The organism is Methylomonas sp. BW4-1, assembly GCF_052474385.1.
The window spans coordinates 5,195,077-5,214,306 of the sequence record NZ_CP184125.1 but is presented as its reverse complement, the minus strand read 5'-3'; the positions used below and the strand labels follow the sequence as shown (position 1 = coordinate 5,214,306).

At 52.3% G+C, this 19,230-nt stretch carries 15 protein-coding genes; 9 read left to right on the top strand and 6 right to left on the bottom strand.

The features are described from left to right. Positions 1–80 precede the first annotated feature (80 nt). Positions 81–1,109 (top strand): efflux RND transporter periplasmic adaptor subunit, encoded by a 1,029-nt coding sequence (locus ACH5Y9_RS24240; protein WP_445367883.1) that lies wholly within the window; start codon positions 81–83, stop codon positions 1,107–1,109. 7 nt (positions 1,110–1,116) lie between these two features. On the opposite strand, the gene ACH5Y9_RS24235 is transcribed toward ACH5Y9_RS24240, so the two are convergent. Next, a complete protein-coding gene (locus ACH5Y9_RS24235; protein ID WP_445369923.1) occupies positions 1,117–2,157 on the bottom strand; it encodes an MJ1255/VC2487 family glycosyltransferase in 1,041 nt (346 codons plus the stop codon). Continuing rightward, a complete protein-coding gene (locus ACH5Y9_RS24230; protein ID WP_445367882.1) occupies positions 2,157–2,678 on the bottom strand; it encodes a phosphatase PAP2 family protein in 522 nt (173 codons plus the stop codon). Before ACH5Y9_RS24230 ends, ACH5Y9_RS24235 begins: the two co-directional genes overlap by 1 nt. 278 nt (positions 2,679–2,956) lie before the next feature. On the opposite strand from ACH5Y9_RS24230, the gene ACH5Y9_RS24225 reads away from it, so the two are divergent. The 5 genes from ACH5Y9_RS24225 to ACH5Y9_RS24205 all read left to right on the top strand — a co-directional run bounded on the left by ACH5Y9_RS24225 (position 2,957) and on the right by ACH5Y9_RS24205 (position 11,592). Next, positions 2,957–4,414, top strand: coding sequence for a TrkH family potassium uptake protein (locus ACH5Y9_RS24225; protein ID WP_445367881.1), 1,458 nt, complete (start codon positions 2,957–2,959; stop codon positions 4,412–4,414). 98 nt (positions 4,415–4,512) lie between these two features. Next, positions 4,513–5,442 carry a protein translocase subunit SecF gene (gene secF, locus ACH5Y9_RS24220; protein ID WP_033157829.1) on the top strand — a complete coding sequence of 310 codons (930 nt, stop codon included), beginning with the start codon at positions 4,513–4,515 and terminating at the stop codon, positions 5,440–5,442. A gap of 48 nt (positions 5,443–5,490) precedes the next feature. Further along, on the top strand, positions 5,491–9,138 hold the full coding sequence (locus ACH5Y9_RS24215; RefSeq protein WP_445367880.1) for a pyridine nucleotide-disulfide oxidoreductase: 3,648 nt from the start codon (positions 5,491–5,493) through the stop codon (positions 9,136–9,138). Between the two features lie 500 nt (positions 9,139–9,638). Next, positions 9,639–10,925, top strand: coding sequence for a sodium:proton antiporter NhaD (nhaD, locus tag ACH5Y9_RS24210; protein WP_445369922.1), 1,287 nt, complete (start codon positions 9,639–9,641; stop codon positions 10,923–10,925). A 457-nt stretch (positions 10,926–11,382) separates the two neighbouring features. After that, a complete protein-coding gene (locus tag ACH5Y9_RS24205; protein WP_020483452.1) occupies positions 11,383–11,592 on the top strand; it encodes a cold-shock protein in 210 nt (69 codons plus the stop codon). Positions 11,593–11,630: 38 nt separating this feature from the next. Here the strand turns inward: ACH5Y9_RS24205 and rimO are convergent, their stop codons facing one another. From rimO to ACH5Y9_RS24185, 4 genes are read right to left on the bottom strand one after another with little or no spacing between them, the layout of a single operon-like run. Further along, on the bottom strand, positions 11,631–12,941 hold the full coding sequence (gene rimO / locus ACH5Y9_RS24200; protein WP_445367879.1) for a 30S ribosomal protein S12 methylthiotransferase RimO: 1,311 nt from the start codon (positions 12,939–12,941) through the stop codon (positions 11,631–11,633). Between the two features lie 21 nt (positions 12,942–12,962). Next, positions 12,963–13,295 carry a TusE/DsrC/DsvC family sulfur relay protein gene (locus tag ACH5Y9_RS24195; protein WP_201799005.1) on the bottom strand — a complete coding sequence of 111 codons (333 nt, stop codon included), beginning with the start codon at positions 13,293–13,295 and terminating at the stop codon, positions 12,963–12,965. Then, the gene (locus tag ACH5Y9_RS24190) at positions 13,286–13,579 is read right to left on the bottom strand and encodes a DsrH/TusB family sulfur relay protein (RefSeq protein WP_445367878.1); all 294 of its coding nucleotides are present in this window, start codon (positions 13,577–13,579) and stop codon (positions 13,286–13,288) included. Before ACH5Y9_RS24190 ends, ACH5Y9_RS24195 begins: the two co-directional genes overlap by 10 nt. Beyond that, the gene (locus ACH5Y9_RS24185; RefSeq protein WP_033157825.1) at positions 13,579–13,899 is read right to left on the bottom strand and encodes a DMT family transporter; all 321 of its coding nucleotides are present in this window, start codon (positions 13,897–13,899) and stop codon (positions 13,579–13,581) included. The genes ACH5Y9_RS24190 and ACH5Y9_RS24185 overlap by 1 nt, the downstream gene beginning before the upstream one ends. A 79-nt stretch (positions 13,900–13,978) precedes the next feature. Between ACH5Y9_RS24185 and ACH5Y9_RS24180 the strand changes: the two genes are divergently transcribed. The 3 genes from ACH5Y9_RS24180 to ACH5Y9_RS24170 all read left to right on the top strand — a co-directional run bounded on the left by ACH5Y9_RS24180 (position 13,979) and on the right by ACH5Y9_RS24170 (position 19,173). Next, positions 13,979–14,728, top strand: a complete 750-nt coding sequence (locus ACH5Y9_RS24180) for a flagellar brake protein (RefSeq protein WP_033157824.1) — start codon at positions 13,979–13,981, stop codon at positions 14,726–14,728. Positions 14,729–14,874: 146 nt separating this feature from the next. Next, positions 14,875–18,369, top strand: coding sequence for a transcription-repair coupling factor (gene mfd / locus ACH5Y9_RS24175; RefSeq protein ID WP_445367877.1), 3,495 nt, complete (start codon positions 14,875–14,877; stop codon positions 18,367–18,369). Positions 18,370–18,567: 198 nt separating this feature from the next. After that, complete coding sequence (locus ACH5Y9_RS24170) at positions 18,568–19,173, top strand: polymorphic toxin type 4 domain-containing protein (protein WP_445367876.1); 606 nt, start codon at positions 18,568–18,570, stop codon at positions 19,171–19,173. The last annotated feature ends 57 nt before the right edge of the window (positions 19,174–19,230 follow it).

The window sequence follows — 19,230 nt, the reverse complement described above, 5'->3', positions numbered from 1 at the left end:
AACTTTATAATCCCAACAAATTGGAAAGCACTTATCTAAGTCCGGCCATTTAAGACGTCAAACTACATTCAGCAAAACTCATGCGCATAGCACTTTTCCTAGCAGGCTGGCTTGGCTTTGTTAGCCTGACTCCGACCGCCGCCAGGGCGGACCATGACGACGCCCCCACAAGCACCGACCGAACTAAACCGGCCGACGGCAACGCCGCCGGCGACGTGTTACAGCTGAACAGCGCCGCGCAAAAGCGGGCCGGCATTCAAACCCAAACACTGGTAACGGTTAAACAAACGCCCGAATTTGCCGCTTACGGCACGGTGGTCAATCCGGAACCACTGCTGAGCATCCGCCAGCAATTCCTGGCCGCCAGCGCCCAGCAAGACAGCGCGCAAGCCCGCTATAGCGAAGCGGCGCAAAACCTGAGTCGCACCCGCGATCTGCATCAGCAAGACATCGTTTCCACCCGCCGCTTGCAGGAGCAGCAAGCTATCTGGCAGGCGGACAAAGCCAATCTGGCCGCCAACAGCTACCAGCAGCAACTCATAGCAGCCAACAGCCGCCTAGTGTGGGGCGACACCCTGAGCAACTGGTTTACCCATGCTCAGGATAAAAACGCCATGCAACTGCTGGAACATCGCGCCCAGTTACTGCAAATCACCCTGCCCGCGAATAGCCGGCTCGATCCCGGCGTCAAACTTATTCATATCCACGAACGCGGCCAGCGCCAAGCTGCCTTGCCTGCCGAGCTGATTTCCGCCGCCCCGCAAATCGATCCGGTATCGCAAGGTCCGCGTTATTTTTTCAAGTGTGCAGACTGCCAACTGCCTTTCGGCACCCATATTACAGCCTGGGTTCCGGAGGGCGGCCAAGCCAGTAGCGGCGTCACTATCCCGCAACCAGCCTTGGTCTGGCATCTGGGCCAAGCTTTTGTGTTTATCAAAACCGATGCGGAGCATTTCAGCCGCCGGCCGCTTAAGCAATACAGCAGCACTAGCCAGGGTTATTTCGTGGCCGACGATTTGCGGCCCGGCGAAGAAATCGTCACCACTGGCGCGCAAACGCTGTTATCGCAGCAGTTGAAAGGACTGATACCCGACGAAGATAAAGATTAGCGCCGGCCTAGTGTTGTATCTGCAGCACCTGGACCGATTCCCACACCCGCTCAGTAAACTCCGCATCCATCGCCGGCATGCCATCCTGGAGCCACTGCACGATCACTTTAGCGACATTGGGATAGGTAACATGTACCGCATGCGGATTGTGCAGCCAGTCCTCGATCACCGCGTCATCCAAATCAAACATCGTGTGACCGTAGCCGAGCTGCTTTAATGCTTCGGCGTTGGAAATCTGCTCCATTTGCGCGTGCAGGGGTTTGACCAGAATCTTCTTGCCTAATTGCAAGGACTCGCTGGCCAATTCGAAGCCCGCATTGCTGATGATGCCGGCGCAATCGTACAAATCCCGCTGGAAACCTGCTCTGGACAGTTGCTTGCAAACGATGTGCGGATATTTCGACACCGCCGGTTCCGGCGAGTAAACATGAAACTCAAAATTTTCGAATGGGCACAGCAGCTTAACCACTACTTGCGGATCTTCGAAAGGCAAATACACCAATATTTTATTGGCCTGGGTGTTTTGCGGAAACGCCGGGGTTTCGATAATCGGCGGCAAAATCGGTTGGCCGAAATGGTGCCAGTGCAGACCTATGCCGATGTCCGCCGGGGCAAAATACTTCATCACCTGCTCGGCAATCGGATCGCCGCCGGCGCGGGGAATTTTGTGTCCAAAGGCGTATTGATGGCCGATACCCAAGACTTTTTTCTTTTGCCGTTTCGCGGCCCAAGCGGTAACCGGCTCGAAATCGCTGATCACCAGATCGTAAGCGCTTAAATCCAGACTGTTAATATCTTTGACAAAGCGGATCGGACTGGCTTCCAATGCGGTTTTTACGTAGCTGACCTGGCCTTTATGGGTGTTAAAGGTCAAGCCGGTTTTGACTTGATAGCCGTTAAACACTTCCATGTCGAAGTATTTGTCCGCCGGCCGGCCGGTAAATTGGAAGGTGACATCAAAACCCGCCGCGTATAGTTCTTTCGCCATCACTCGGGCGCGGGTGATATGACCATTGCCCGTGCCTTGCACGCCATAAAAAATTTTCATCATAAAATGTAATTGAGACTAAAAATTGCCGCGCCAACTCCCAAGACCACGCCCATCAGCGTGTCGGTGGGAAAATGCACGCCCAAAACCACTCTGGAAAAACCGACCAGCGCGGCCCAAACATAAAGAACCGGCAGCAACGCAGGCGCGAAATAGCCCACTAAGGTTGCCACCATGAATGCGGCCGAAGTATGTCCGGAGGGAAAACTGAATTGGTCCGATGGCGTAATCACGCTCTGGAAATCCTGCAGCGCTTGTTGCGGACGGTTGCGTTTAAAGCCTTTTTTTAGCAGCGTATAGACCGGTCTTTCGATTAGAAACGCTAATATCATGGCGCGTAACAACGCATCGTTGCTGCCTTGATCCCAATACAGCCAAGCCGCGAGAAGCACATACAGCAAACCGTCGGCGGTGCGGGAAATCATGCGGCAAAAGCGCACTAGGTAGGCATGGATGGCAACGCTGTTCAACCAGGTAAACATCGTCACGTCGTACTTATGAATGGAGTAAATCAGCTTCATCGTCTGGCCCTCGTTGTTTGCCGCGCGCGTCGACCGCGATCTTCACGCAGCAGTTGGAAATCGTCGATTTTCCGTTTCACGTTTATCCCTGATGACGAGGCCAGCTTAGAGATGCTTTGTGACAACAATATGAAGCTTTGTTTAAGCTTATGTGACAGGCCCATTTCGGCGATTGTTTGTTACAATTGCCGGCTGCGACGCGCTCGGCTGTTTGGCGCGTTCGAGACCGGCGATCTATAACAACACGGCAAAACCTTTTCGGTTTTAATCAGGGCACTATGCAACGTTTTTGCACTATAGGTTTTGTACTCGGCCTGATCTTGATGGTCTTCGGCGTGACCTACGCGCTACCCATAGCCACTTCGCTGTATTTCGAGGATGGCATGGTCGATCACTTTGTAAACGGCATGTCGCTGAATATAGGGATTGGCAGTCTGCTTTCGGGCGTGACGATGCGTTTTCGCGGCGATGTGAAAACCCGAGACGGCTATTTACTGGTGGCTTCGTTCTGGGTATTGATGTCTTCCGCGGCCACATTGCCGCTGATTTGGGGCATACCCGGACTGTCATTCACGGACGCTTTTTTTGAATGCGTTTCCGGCTTTACCACCACCGGCGCCACGGTATTGGTCGGTCTGGACAATTTGGCACCGTCACTGAACCTCTGGCGACACGAGCTAAACTGGATAGGTGGATTGGGCATCATCGTCCTGGCCGTGGCGATTCTGCCGTTGTTGGGCGTTGGGGGAATGCAGCTCTACAAAGCTGAAATTGCCGGCCCGGTTAAAGATAGCAAAATCACACCACGCATCACCGAAACCGCCCGCCTACTGTGGCTGGTCTACGCCGGCGCCACCTTGGCTTGTATCCTGGCATTAAATCTGGCCGGCATGGGTTGGTTCGACGCCATTTGCCACTCATTTTCCACTCTCGGCCTGGGTGGGTTTTCGACGCATGACGCCAGCATCAGCTTTTACGATTCGCCAGCCATTGAATTGGTACTGACTATTTTCATGTTGATCGCGGCGATGAATTTCGCGACGCACTACACCGTACTGCACAATCGCAGCCTTAAGCCTTATCTCTCCGACCCCGAAGCAATACCAATGTTGGGTGTGTTAGCCGGCAGCATTTTGCTTTGCAGCGGCTATCTATGGCATTTCAATACCTATCCTGATTTCTTTATCAGTTTGCGCCACGTGACCTTCAACCTGGTATCAATAGCCACCGACTGCGGGTTGATGAGCGCGGATTTTGACACATGGCCACCCTTTGTCCCTTGGTGGATGCTGTATTTAAGCTGCATCACAGCCTGCACCGGCTCGACCGGCGGCGGCATCAAAATGTTCAGAACCCTACTGCTTTGGAAACAGGCGGGACGGGAAATGTTCAGCCTGCTGCATCCCCGCGCAGTCAATCCCATTCGGATTGGCGACACGCCGATTGCCAACAAAATCATCTTTGCCGTTCTGGCGTTTATTTTTCTGTATTTCATCTCTATCGTGGTGATGACTTTCACCCTGATCTTTACCGGACTGGACCCGATTTCCGCCCTTAGCGCCGTAATCGCCTGTATTAATAACGCCGGCCCCGGCCTAAACCAGCTAGGCCCATCACATAGTTACGCCAGCCTCAGTGATTTCCAAACCTGGATTTGCGCAATAACCATGTTACTCGGCCGTCTGGAAGTCTTTACGCTAATCGTGCTTTTTACACCCACTTTCTGGAGAAAATAGTACAATTCGTCGCCTTATCGTCCGCAAGCCCTCTATAAAAACAACATAGACTTAGCGTGACCGGATCGCAACACTCACCACTTATCAGGAACATTGGCATGACTTCCGCTACACATATTGATTTTCTTAGTAAAAGAAAGCTGGCCTTTTACTTTTCCGGCACGCTGCTGTTAATTTCCATTGTTTCATTTTTCGTCAAGGGTCTGGATCTGGGCATAGACTTTACCGGCGGCAGCGTCTACGAATTGCATTACAACCAAGCCGCCGATCTGGACAAAATGCGCAGCACTCTGGAACAACAAGGCTTCGCCGATGCCAATCTGCAACATTTCGGCAGCGCGGCTGACGTGTTAATCCGCTTGAAGCCGGTAGAAAACATCAGCCAAAAAGAGCTTAGCGAAAAAGTGCTAAATGTCGCTAACAGCAGCCAAAGCCAACCCGGCGAACTGCGCCGCGTGGAATTCGTCGGCCCGCAAGTGGGCGATGACTTGGTCAACGATGGCGGCCTGGCCCTGTTCTTCGCTTTTGTCGGCATCATGTTTTACGTCAGCATTCGCTTTGAGTGGAAATTATCCTTGAGCGCGATCGCTGCCTTATTCCACGACAGTATCATCACGATGGGTTTTTTCTCGGTATTTGGCTGGGAATTCGACATGACCGTGTTGTCGGCGATTTTGGCGTTGATCGGTTATTCCATCAACGACACCATCGTGGTCTACGACCGGATTCGTGAAACCGTCCGCACCAGTCGCATCAAGGAATCAATCAACGACATCGTTAACACCGCACTGAACGACACGCTGAGCCGGACCATTCTGACCTCGTTAACCGTCTTCTTAACACTGTTGGCCCTAGCTTTCCTCGGCGGCAAAACCATCCACGGCTTTGCGATTGCTATGCTGATCGGCGTCGTTAAAGGCACCTACTCGTCGATTTACATCGCCAGCTCACTCGCTTTGAGCCTGGGCTTGAGCCGCGACGACCTGATGCCGCCCGCCAAAGACAGCGTCGTCGACGACATGCCTTAACCCGAATTTTCATTTATCACTTCAAGCGAACGCTCACGGAATAACTTGATGACACAAAAGCTTAATACTCGCGACCTTACCCAACTCACCCTCGGCATCCCCGGCTTTGCCTATGAAGATTTGTACGATGCCAAACGCCTGTCTGATTTGTTGACGGTATTCGATCAGTCGGTACAGCAACACGATGCCGCCTTGTTTGCGGAAATTACTGCTTACCGCGCCTGCGGCGGCGAAGGCATGAAGCCCGAGGAAATTTCCGAATTGTTGGTAAGAATGGCACCGCTAGTCGGTACCTTCGTCGCGCGTTTATTCAATGTCAGCGATGTGCGCGACCAACAAATCGGCCATATTCGCGGCGAATTCGACGCAATATTTGTTTATCGCACCGAAATCGTTGGCAATTTGAGCAAGCTTTTCAAAGGTCAAACCATCGAAGGCTGGGATATTGCCGCATTGCGCAGCCAACTGAATGGCTTATTGACCGCTGCTGACAAACAGGATTTATTCCAGGCCGATCCGGAATTGGCAATCAGCCAACTAGGTGCCGATTTATGGCGCTTGTCGCAACAGGCAGACATTACTGATGCCGAGCTTGCCGCGTTCAAAGACCAATTGACCGGTTACGACAGCCCTGCTGCGCTGGTAGCCGGCCTGCTGGACATCGTCCGTCGCTGGAGTTTTGCCGCCCAGCACGACCCGGAATTAAAAGCCTATGTCGCCAAATGGGTGAGTTTCAAGGTGCCGGAAAAAACCAATCTGGACAATCTGGTTGACCACGAAACCGTTGCACAAAACGATTATGACGTCTGGGCTTGCGACGATCACCATCACCGTCGCCGCGACGGCTTTGCCTTGACCGACAAGCGCTTCAAACAACGTCAGGTGCTGTATGAAGTGGATCATTGCATTTACTGCCACGACCGCGATAACGATTCCTGCTCCAAAGGCATCAAGAACAAAAAAGACGGCACGTTCAAAACCAATCATTTGAGCGCACTGATGACCGGCTGCCCGCTGGAAGAAAAAATCTCCGAGATGCACGTGGTCAAACGCCAAGGCGACAATATCGGCGCGCTGGCGATGATCATCATCGACAATCCGATGTGCCCCGGCACCGGCCACCGGATATGCAACGATTGCATGCGCGGCTGTATTTACCAAAAAACCGAGTCGGTGAATATTCCGCAAATCGAAACCAATGTGCTGACAGACGTATTGTTCATGCCTTGGGGCTTTGAAATTTACAGCCTGTTGACCCGCTGGAACCCCCTGAACATCAAGCGCTCCACCGCCCTACCGTATAACGGCAAAAATGTACTGGTGGCGGGTATGGGTCCTGCCGGTTATACCTTGTCGCACTATTTGCTGAACGAAGGCTTTGGCGTGGTGGGTATCGATGCCTTGAAAATCGAGCCACTTCCCCTGCATCTGACCGGCGACCGCGACAACGTGCCGATGCCTATCATGGACTTCCAAGACCTTTACGAAGACCTGGATAAGCGCGTATTGCTGGGCTTCGGCGGCGTGGCCGAATACGGCATTACCGTGCGTTGGGACAAAAACTTTTTGAAAGTCATTTACCTGACTTTGCTACGCCGCAACGCTTTCAAATGCTACGGTGGCGTGCGTTTCGGCGGCACCATCACCATCGACGAAGCCTGGGAGATGGGTTTCGACCACATCGCCATTGCCAGCGGCGCCGGCAAGCCGACGGTGATCGACCTGAAAAACAACATGACCCGCGGCATCCGCAAGGCCTCAGACTTTTTGATGGGCCTGCAACTGACTGGCGCAGCCAAGGAATCCTCACTGGCTAATTTGCAGGTGCGTCTACCCGCCGGCGTCATCGGCGGCGGCTTGACAGCCATCGATACCACCACCGAATTACTAGCTTACTATCCTGGTCAAGTCAGCAAGATTTTGCATCGTTACGAAAAACTGGTGGCCAAATACGGCGAAGCGACGGTGCGCAGCCGTTACGATGGTGAAGAACTGGAAATTCTGGAAGAGTTCCTGGCGCATGGCCGCGTCATCGAACAGGAGCGTGAACGCGCCGATGCCGCTGGTGAAACACCTAATTTCCTGCCTTTCCTGAAACAGTGGGGCGGCGTGACACTGTTCTACCGCAAAGGTATTAAAGATTCGCCAGCGTACCGGCAAAACCACGAAGAAATCCACGAAGCGCTCTCGGAAGGTATTTACCTGGCCGAAGGCATGAGTCCGCTGGAAGCTATCGAAGACCAATACGGCCATTTGCAAGCCGTACGCTTTGAGAGGCTGACCGAGCAAGACGGTAAATGGCGCAAAACCGATGAAGTGGAAGTGAAACTGCGCGGCCTGTTCATCGCCGCCGGCACCGCGCCCAACACTATCTACCAGTCCGAACATCCCCGCACTTTCGCGATGGAAGGCAAATTCTACAAGCGTCACGAGCCCGACTGGTTGGACGGCAAAGCGCAATTGGCGCCGATGGCCGATGAAGCGCAAGTCAAAGTAGGCAAACCGGCACCGTTTACGTCTTATGCCAGCAACGGCCGCTACATCACTTTCTATGGCGACAACCATCCGGTTTATGCCGGCAACGTGGTAAAAGCCATGGCCAGCGCCAAAGATGGTTATCCGTATATCGTTCAACTGTTTGCCAACGAGCTTGCTGGATTGGATGCCGCGCAACAACCGCAACGCGATGCGCAGTTACGCGACTTACAGGACAGACTGGATGCGACTTTCCTGGCGCATGTCGTCGAAGTGAATCGTCTGACACCCACCATCATCGAAGTGGTCATCAAAGCGCCCGCCGCTGCGAAACATTTTGAGCCCGGCCAGTTTTACCGGGTGCAAAATTACGAATCACTGGCTCCTGTAGTCGAAGGCACGACTCTGGCTGCCGAAGGTTTAGCACTCACCGGCGCCTGGGTTGATAAAGAGAAAGGTTTGGTGTCTTTGATTGCCCTGGAAATGGGCAGCTCCAGCCGCTTATGCGCCACCTGGAAAGTCGGCGACCCACTTGTATTAATGGGCGTAACCGGTGCGCCAACTGAAATCCCAACCGGCAAAACCGTTTTGTTACTGGGCGGCGGTTTGGGTAACGCGGTATTGTTCTCAATCGGTAAAGCCATGCGCAATGCCGGTAACAAGGTGCTGTATTTTGCCGGTTACCGTAACAGCGAAGACTTGTTCAAGGTGCCGGAAATTGAAGAAGCGTCCGACGTGATTGTTTGGGCGGTAGACGACAGACCCGGCAACGAAGCGATCCCGGTCACTCGGCCACAGGATAAAACCTTTGTCGGCAATATCGTCGAAGCCATGGTGTCCTATGCCACCGGGAAATTGGGTGAAACCAGCATACGCCTGCAAGACGTCGATCACCTGATCGTCATCGGCTCGGATCGGATGATGGCAGCGGTAAAAGCGGCCCGCTTTGCCGCTTTAAAACCGTACTTGAAGGAAGGCCACGAAGCGGTCGGCTCGATCAACTCGCCGATGCAATGCATGATGAAAGGCGTGTGCGCCCAATGCTTATGCAAACACGTGGATCCGGAAAGCGGCGAAGAGAGCTTTATGTATTCTTGTTACAACCAGGATCAGGCACTGGATTATGTGGATTTCCCGAACCTGGCAGCCCGTCTGCGGCAAAACACGGTACAGGAAAAACTGTCCTCACTCTGGCTGACGTATTTACTCGAAGCCCAATGATAACAAGATAGGCAGACTTTAAGCCTATCCCCGGTAGACTACAGACCCGATCCATATCGTCGCTCCCGCAAAGGCCGGAGACAAAAGGCTTTAACGAATTCCCGCCTGCGCGGGAGTGACGAATATATTGGATTTAATGGCAGGGTTAAGCATATAAAACCGAAGCATTCCTTGCGGAATATCCGAGCTTTAGCGATGCTAAACTACACTCGCTGTAAAGTTACAAACTTTGTACTATCGTGATAGCCAAACCCGTAGTTAAGCGGGCACGGCAAAAGCAGTCACGGTCGAGGAACTCACTCCCTACCGTGGCTGTCCAGCACCCAGTTATTGAAAGGAGTTCACCCGTGTTTTCGCGCATCCTTCTACTCATTTTACTCACCTGCTCACCACTAATAGCTTGGGCAGACGCAGAACAAGCAGCACAAGCCCTTAATCTGACTAAGCATTGGGTGGGTTATTTGGCTATCGGCATATTTGCCGTTGCCTATCTGCTGGCAATGACCGAAGAGGTCACCGAATTAAACAAATCCAAACCCATGGTATTAGCTGCGAGCTTGATCTGGGCCTTTATCGCCGGCATTTACGTGAATAACGGCATGAGCGAGCAGGCCGGACACGCATTCCGTGCTTGTCTGGAAGGCTATGCGGAACTGTTTTTGTTCATCATGGTGTCGATGGCTTATCTCAACGCAATGGAAGATCGCGGCGTTTTCGATAATCTACGAGTTTGGTTGCTCAGTAAAGGTTTCAGCTACAGAAAACTATTCTGGATTACCGGCATCATGTCGTTCTTTATGTCTTCGGTTTGCAACAACCTGACCACTGCTCTGCTGATGGGCGCAGTGATCGCAGCCATGGGCAAAGACAATCGCAAATTCGTTACGTTGGCTTGCATCAACGTCGTGGTAGCCACGAATGCCGGCGGTTCGTTCAGCCCATTCGGCGACATCACCACACTATTGGTTTGGCAAAGCGGGGTTGTACCGTTCAAAGATTTCTACTCGCTTTTCATCCCGGCCATAGTCAATTTCGCACTGCCCGCGATAATCATGCATTTCTGGATACCCAAACAGCAACCTGCCGCAGTCGGTAAAGCCCCAAAAATGAAACGCGGCGCAATGACCATGATCGTGCTGTTTTTACTGACGATTATTACTGCGGTCTGCTTCGAAAACATGTTGAAACTACCACCCGCGGCCGGCATGCTGGCGGGCCTGACTTATCTAAAATTCCTGGGCTTTTATTTGCAAAAAACCGCTGATAAAGACAACGGCAAAATTAGCGATTTCGCCCACGTGTATAAATTATTTAACGTTGCGGTTCCCGACGCGAGACCAAGCCAAAAATTCGATGTATTTAAAAGCGTCGCCACACTGGAATGGGACACCCTGCTGTTTTTTTACGGCGTCATGATCAGCGTCGGCGGCCTGAGTTTCATTGGTTATCTGACCATGGCCTCGGATGTGTTATACGTCGGCATGGATCCCACCATCGCCAACATTGTGGTCGGCATCCTGTCGGCTTTCATTGATAACGGTACCATCATGTTTGCGGTACTCACTATGCATCCCGACATCTCGCAAGGCCAATGGCTGTTAGTCACATTAACCGCAGGCGTGGGCGGCAGCTTATTGGCAATCGGCTCGGCAGCAGGCGTAGGCTTGATGGGACAAATGAAAGGCCTTTACACCTTTAGCGCACACTTGAAATGGATGCCGGTCATTTTGATCGGTTTTTTCGGTAGCATTGCCACGCATTTCCTGATTAACGGCAGCTATTTTTGACGCGACAAGCTCTATTGGGCAGTCTGTTTCATGGCCTGCCCAATAGGCCAATTGCAAAATTCAGTATTTTTTTTGTTTTTTTGCGGCAATCAAATTTGCATTTGCAAGCGGCCAAAAGCGGATTTCAGTCAAGCCGACTCTCCATAAAAGCCTAAAAAAACCACTTCATTTCAATATCTTAGCCCGCCAATAGCCACCCGCAACCTACGTTAGCCTGACATTTGCACCTACCAAAGACAGCCGACAACCTATTGTCACAATCATTTAACAAGCAAAATCTAGCTAGTTTTTGTGGATACCCGCCAATTGCGATGTATAATGGAGGCGATTTAGCTCGGTATCGTTGTCGCTTTTCAAGTCTGCAATCGGATCAACAAACATTGTTTTCCACTACCTGCTTTATTCACCAACCCTAGTTACAAACCAGCGAATAGCACTTTATTAGCAAGAGAGATTTATGTCAGTTCAAGTAGAAGGCAAAGTAAAATGGTTCAATGACGAAAAAGGCTTCGGCTTCATTGAGCAAGAAGGCGGCAAAGATGTATTCGTACACTTCAGCGCCATCAACGGCAACGGCCGCAAAACCTTGAAAGAAGGCCAAAAAGTCACGATGGAAGTGACCAATGGTCAAAAAGGCCCACAAGCGGAAAACGTAACACCGCTGTAAATTGAACTGAAAAAGCCGCCTAACCAGCGGCTTTTTCGTTAGATCAGTTTACCCCACAAGTCATACTCGTCGGCTTCCTCGATTTCGACATCGACGAAATCGCCGACTTGTAAATGACTTGCGCCATCGATAAACACTTGGCCGTCAATTTCAGGTGCATCGCTTTTGCTGCGCGCCACCGCACCCTCCTCGACCACCTCATCGACCAAAACCGTTTCGATCCGGCCAACCCGACGCTGCAAGCGTTCTGCGCTGATAGCCGCTTGATGCTCCATGAAACGCGCCAAGCGCTCCTGTTTAAGCTCTTCCGGCACAGCATCCGGCAAATCATTGGCGACAGCCCCCTTCACCGGCGAATAGGCAAAACAACCCACCCTATCCATTTGCGCGTCACTCAGGAATTGCAACAACTCTTCAAACTCTTGCTCGGTTTCGCCGGGAAAACCGACGATAAACGTACTGCGGATGGTCAAATCAGGACAAATCTTCCGCCAGGCTTTGATGCGTTCCAGATTATTTTCCGCCGCAGCCGGACGTTTCATCAGTTTTAAAATTCGGCTGTTGGCGTGCTGAAACGGAATATCCAAATACGGCAGGATCTTGCCTTCAGCCATCAGCGGCACGACGTCATCAACATGCGGATACGGGTAGACATAATGCATCCGCGCCCAGATACCCAAATCACCCAAGGCTTCGGCCAAATCGTAAAACCGGGTTTGCATTTCCCGGCCGCGCCAGCGCCGACTTTGATATTTCAAATCCAAACCGTAAGCGCTGGTATCTTGCGAAACGATCAGCAGTTCCTTAACGCCGGCATCGGCCAACTTTTCGGCCTCTTGCATCACATCATCGATAGGCCGGCTCACCAAATCCCCGCGCATGGATGGGATGATGCAAAACGTGCAGCGATGATTACAGCCTTCCGAAATTTTCAGATAAGCATAATGTTTGGGGGTGAGCTTGATGCCTTGTGGCGGGACTATGTCGGTAAATGGGTTGTGTGCGGGCGGCAGATACTCGTGCACCGCTGAAACTACCTCGTCAGTCGCGTGGGCGCCGGTGATTTTTAAAACCTGCGGATGCCGAGCCAAAATCTCGTCTTGGCGCGCACCGAGACAACCGGTGACGATGACCTTGCCGTTTTCCGCCAAAGCCTCGCCGATGCTGTCCAACGACTCCTCCACCGCCGCGTCGATAAAGCCGCAGGTATTGACGATCACCAGATCGGAATCTTTGTAATTCGGCGACACCTGATAGCCCTCGCTACGCAGCTTGGTCAAAATTTGCTCGCTATCGACCAGGGCTTTTGGGCAACCTAAACTGATAAATCCAACACGGGGGTTACTCATGAAACTCTCTTGAAAACATTTTTATAAACAGGTGGGCGGCTTGGGCAAGCCGGCGATTTTACAGGCGTATTTCAGCGGCCCTTGCGGAAACAGTTTTTGCAGATAGCGGCTATTGCCCTTGTCTTCGCCGAATTGCTTGCGGATAGCCGCCACAAACATCCGGGCATTGGGCAGGTGTTGGAATTTTTGATAGTAGTCGCGAATGTACAGCAGGATTTCCCAATGCGCATCGCTAATCGCGATACCTTCTAGCCGCGCCAACTCGTCAGCCACCGCTCGATTCCATTGCCCGGCATCGCGCAAAAAGCCATCGTCACTGGTTGGCAACGCAACCCCACCGACCATCAACTCCACGAATGAATTACCGGATTCCGCACGGTCAGTTCGACCAAGCCCGCATAATCAACCACTTCCAAACCTGACAACAAAAATTGCGGCTGGACGCCGTGAACCGATAACATCTCTTGCAAGGCATAAACCCGACACGACCGACTCAACAATTGCCGCAACAACGCATTACCGCTATGCCCGATCCGCGCAGCACACACCGCACCATCCATCAAGACAACATCGTCACCGCTGCCAATGCGCTCGATAAGCGCCGCTTGCAACGGCAATTGCGATAACAAATGCAGCATTATTCCACATGCGTCAGCTTCAAACCGACGATGCCGACGATGATTAACAGGATGGACGCTAAGCGGAACCAGTCCGCCGATTCCTTAAACAGAAAAATCCCGACTATCGCGACACCCACTGCCCCCATACCGGTCCACACCGCATAAGCCGTACCCAAGGGCAAGGTTCTGATAGCCAGCATTAACAGGTAAAAACTGCCCGCCCCCGATACGCCGGTCACTACGCTCGGCCATAGCTTGGTAAACCCGTCATTGTATTTAAGACTTATCGCAAACACGATTTCCGAGCAACCCGCGGCGAACAATAGCAACCAACCCATCAAAACTCCTTTCCTATGCACTATAATCTGCGGTATTTTACAGCAGTGCTCTTACCTATCCGCAATATTTAGTAATTTAATGGAAAAAGAATCCGACTATCTTGTTAGAAGCGCGAGGCTGATTTTTGGCCACTTGAGCGATCTAGTCAAAAAGAAATGCATTATCTCTGCGCATTTTGGCGAACATAACCAATCATTTTTGACCACCATTATCGATCTCGATCAAAAAGCCAATCTGATTACACTGGATGTTGCACCGACAGAATTACTGAATAAGCAGCTGCTAGGTTCAGCCAAAGTGCTGTTCCGCACCGAATACGAAGGCATTAAAGTTTCATTCCGCGGCAAAGCAATCAAAAAGTCGCAAAGCGACGGCCACCCGGTGTTTGCGATGCCTATCCCGGACGCCATTTTTTGGATGCAACGCCGCCAGTATTATCGCGTTAAAGTGCCACTTTCTCATAAAAACAGCACCTGCGAACTCAACCTTGCCACAAAAAACGAAGCGGGCGAAGTCGATACGCAAGCCAAAGTGTTCAGCGTGGCAGACATCAGTATTTCCGGATTTTCGTTTTTAAATCCCGACACAAAAATTGCCGACCTTTTAGTGCCGGATACCGTCATAGACGAATGCGCCTTGTATTTGCACGATGGCAGCAGGGCACACGTGGGTTTTGTCATTAAAAGCGTGAACAATGTTCGAGCCAGCGCCACAACCTATCAACATCGCATAGGCTGCAAATTCACCCATATCCCGCAGGTGTTCGAAAACAACCTCCAACGCTACATGCAGGAAATCGAATTACAGCAAAAGAATTTAAGCATTTAAATCCCAAAAACAGCTGAGCATAGGTTTTAGGCCGCGAAATTGCGGCAAAAGCCCCCCAAGGCCGGCCACTGACAAAGCGCGGATGCTTATTTCAAGCCTGACCTTACTGGTTATAATTGCGCGCTTCAAAAATCTGATTTAACGCCATGTCCTTACCAACAATCCCCGCAACTGCATTGCCACAACAAGGCACCACAATATACTGGAGTGGTCTGAGCGGCTGCGGCGACTCGCTGACGCTGGCGCAAACGATTGCTCAGGAAAAGCGCCTGCTAGTCATAGTCACCCCAGACACGCAAACCGCGTTGCGCCTGGAGCACGAGCTGGCGTTCTTTTTGGACAATAGCCTGCCGATTCTGCATTTTCCGGATTGGGAAACCCTGCCTTACGACGTATTCTCGCCATTACCGGAGATTATCTCCGAACGCTTACGCACTCTGGCCTTGCTACCAGACACCAAGCGCGGCGCGCTGATTTTGTCTGTCGCTACCTTGATGCACCGCCTTGCTCCGCGCGAACATATTCTGGCGCACAGCTTTGCCATCGAAGTCGGCGGCACATTGAGCCTGGAAGTCACCCGCGCCAAGCTAGAAGCAGTGGGCTATCAATGCGTATCGCAAGTTTATCAACACGGTGAATTTGCGGTGCGCGGCTCGATTTTGGATTTGTTTCCGATGGGATCCAAGCAACCGTACCGTATCGAATTGTTCGACGACGACGTGGAATCGATCCGCAGCTTCGATCCCGACACACAAATGTCGCAGGACAAAATGCCAAAAGTCGAGCTATTTCCGGCCCGCGAATTTCCGTTTACCGACGAAGCCATCAAACGCTTCCGCCAAGCCTTCCGCGAGCAATTCCCGGACGCTTCGCCCAAGAATAATCTGTACCTCGACGTCTCCAAACAAATCGCCCCGGCCGGCATCGAATATTACTTGCCGCTGTTCGTCGAACGCACCGAATCGCTGTTTGCCTATTTACCGAAGACTGCATTGTTCGTGCTGCCGGCCCACTTTGCCGAAAACGCCCAACGTTTTTACAGCGAAGCCGACGAACGCTATCAACAACGCAAATACGATACCGACCGCCCCTTACTACCGCCAACCCGCCTATTTTTGTCAGCGGCGGAAATCCAGCAGCACACCGATAGCTTCAGTCGCGTAGTGCTGGATAACCAAGCAGAAACCGCCCACGCCTTCGACTGCAAGTTGCTGCCGGATGTCGCCATCGACAGCCGTTTGAAAGAACCCGCGCAACGCCTGCGCCAGTTCATCGAAGGTTTTGACGGCAAAATCCTGTTCGTCGCCGAAACCGCCGGCCACCGCGAAGGCCTGACCGACAAACTAAAAAGCGTCAAACTCGCTGCGAAACAAGTACAAAGCTGGACGGAGTTTCTAAAAACCGATCATTCGCCGTGTATTGTCGTGGCGCCGATGGACCATGGCCTTTGGCTGGATAAGGCAACGACCGCCATGGATGGTGGAAGTGCGGCAAATTGTCTGGAACAATTGCCGCCGCTGGCCATCATCACCGAAAGCCAACTCAGCGGCGAAAAAGTCCAGCAGCGCCGGCGCCGGGCAAAATCGGCCGCGCGTGCTTTGGAAAACATCTTCAACAACCTCGACGAGCTGACCATCGGTTCGCCGGTGGTGCATCAGGAGCACGGCGTCGGCCGCTACCTGGGATTGCAGATTCTCAACGTCGGTGGCATCGACGCCGAATTTTTGATGTTGGAATACGCCAATAACGACAAGATTTATGTGCCGGTGGCTTCCTTGCACATGATCGGCCGCTACAGCGGGGTCAGCGCCGAAAACGCGCCACTGCACCGCCTAGGCACCGACCAATGGAGCAAGGCCAAGAAAAAGGCTATGGAGCGTGCCCGCGACGTGGCCGCCGAGTTGCTGGACATCCACGCCAAACGCGCCGCCCGCGAAGGCTTTGCCTTTAACATCGAAAACAGCGATTACAACGCTTTCGCCGCCGCCTTCCCCTTCGAAGAAACCCCGGACCAACTCAGCGCCATCGAAGCCATTTTGCAAGACATGGCCGCCAGCCAACCGATGGACCGCGTGGTCTGCGGCGACGTTGGTTTCGGCAAAACCGAAGTAGCGATGCGCGCCGCTTTTGTGGCGGTACAAAGCGGCAAACAGGTCGCGGTGCTGGTGCCGACCACCCTACTCGCCCAACAGCATTATCAAAACTTCCGAGACCGCTTTGCCGACTGGCCGGTACGCATCGAAGTCACCTCGCGCTTTGTCACACCCAAACAGCAAAAAGCCATCGCCGACGATTTGGCCGACGGCAAGGTGGACATCGTCATCGGCACCCACAAATTGCTGTCGAAGGAGATGAAATACAAAGCCTTGGGCCTAGTGATCATCGACGAAGAACACCGCTTTGGCGTCACTCAAAAGGAACATTTCAAAAAGCTGCGCCACGAATTGGACTTGCTGACGCTGACCGCGACACCAATCCCCCGCACTTTGAACATGGCCATGGCCGGCCTGCGCGATATTTCCATCATCGCCACCCCGCCGCCGAACCGCCACGCCATCAAGACCTTCGTCACCGAATGGATAGACTCGCAAGTCCAAGAAGCCTGCCAGCGCGAAATCAAGCGCGGCGGCCAAGTGTTTTTCCTGCATAACGACGTCAAGAGCATGGACAAAATGATGCGCGAACTGGGCGAGTTGGTGCCGGAAGCGCGCATCCAGATCGCCCACGGCCAGATGGCCGAACGCGAGCTGGAGCAGATCATGCTGGATTTTTACCACCAGCGTTTCAACGTGTTGATCGCCAGCACCATCATCGAAAGTGGCATCGACATCCCCAGCGCCAACACCATCGTCATCAACCGCGCCGATAAACTCGGTCTGGCGCAATTGCACCAGTTGCGCGGCCGGGTCGGCCGTTCCCACCACCGCGCCTATGCCTATTGCATCGTGCCGCCGAAATCCTTAATGACCAAGGACGCCATCAAACGTCTGGAAGCCTTCGAGACCTCCGGTGAACTGGGCGCCGGTTTCATGCTGTCTTCGCACGACATGGAAATCCGCGGCGCCGGCGAGTTACTGGGCGACGAACAAAGCGGGCAGATTCAGGAAATCGGCTTTACCTTGTACACCGAGTTGCTGGAACGGGCAGTCAAGGCCTTGAAATCCGGCAAACAAACGGAGCTGGACGCCCCGCTGGATACCGGCCCGGAAGTGGATTTGCAAGTCGCCGCGCTGATCCCGGAAGACTACTTGCCGGACATCCACGCCCGCCTGGTTTTGTACAAACGCATCGCCAGCGCCGAAACCGAAGACGATTTGCGCAAGCTTAAAATCGAAATGATCGACCGCTTCGGCTTATTGCCGGATCAAGTCAAAGCCTTGTTCGCCATCACCGAACTGAAACAACAAGCCGCGCATCTGGGCATCCGCAAAATCGAAGCCCACGCCACCGGCGGCCGCATCGTCTTTACCGCCACACCGCAAATCGATACTGGCGAGTTGATCCTGATGATTCAAAGCCAATCGCAGGTTTATAAATTCGACGGCGCGGATAAATTACGCTTTACCCAAGCCTTTAAAGATATGGAGGATAAGGTGGTGTTTTTGGAGAAGTTGTTGGCGAGGTTGGGAGCGAAAGCTTAGAAATGTAGCTCCGATTAGCGGTAGCGTAATCGGAGAGAATGTGAGCAACCTCATGCGTACGATTACGCTACCGCTTATCTACGCGGGCTAAATAGATACCATGCTAAAGTTAAGCATACCGAGATCTGGGTGCAATGGCTTTGAAATTGCGAAACATAGTGAACTTTTAGCGGGCATAAATCCGCTAAGGACGGAAAGATGATTGAATTCACTCCAAATCTGCTGAATGCCGAACGTAAAACTGCAAGGACAGGTGGAATAATCAGTATTGCTAAATATTCTAGCAACGTCGAGAGCGAAGGCCATATCGTTGAAATCGTGGGCTGGTTGAAACCCGCTCTTGCCAAACGGAAAAACTTTCAAGGTCGTACGGATTACTTCCAACGAGGTGAACTGGGCTTAAGCGAAGATTGGGAATTAGCGCACCTTTGGGCACCTAGATTCGGTGACGAAGCCGGCGCTGGGATTATGTGGGCTCCGATTGAAATGAATCAAACCTACCAAAATCATTTACTCGAATCCTGGTTAGATTGTTTGCGACAAGCAGCACCAGGTAAGGTGAAATTAAAGGCGATCGCTATCAGTTGGAAGGGCGCTTATTTAAATATGTATTACGGCTGGAATGACCAAGCGCTTCGCGGAGCTGATTTTCTGAAACAAGTCAGCTATCAAATCATCGATTGTCCGGTCGGAATGACTTGCCCAAAATCGCGCGTATCATTACTTGGACGTAAAATTACTTTGGAACTTGAGCCGCCACGGCTAGGTACTGTGCCGAAAGTTAGGCGTCCTAGCGTCACTTAACATGAACAGTTTTGTAGGTCACGTTGACGCGATAGCGGTTACGTGATAAATCGAAGC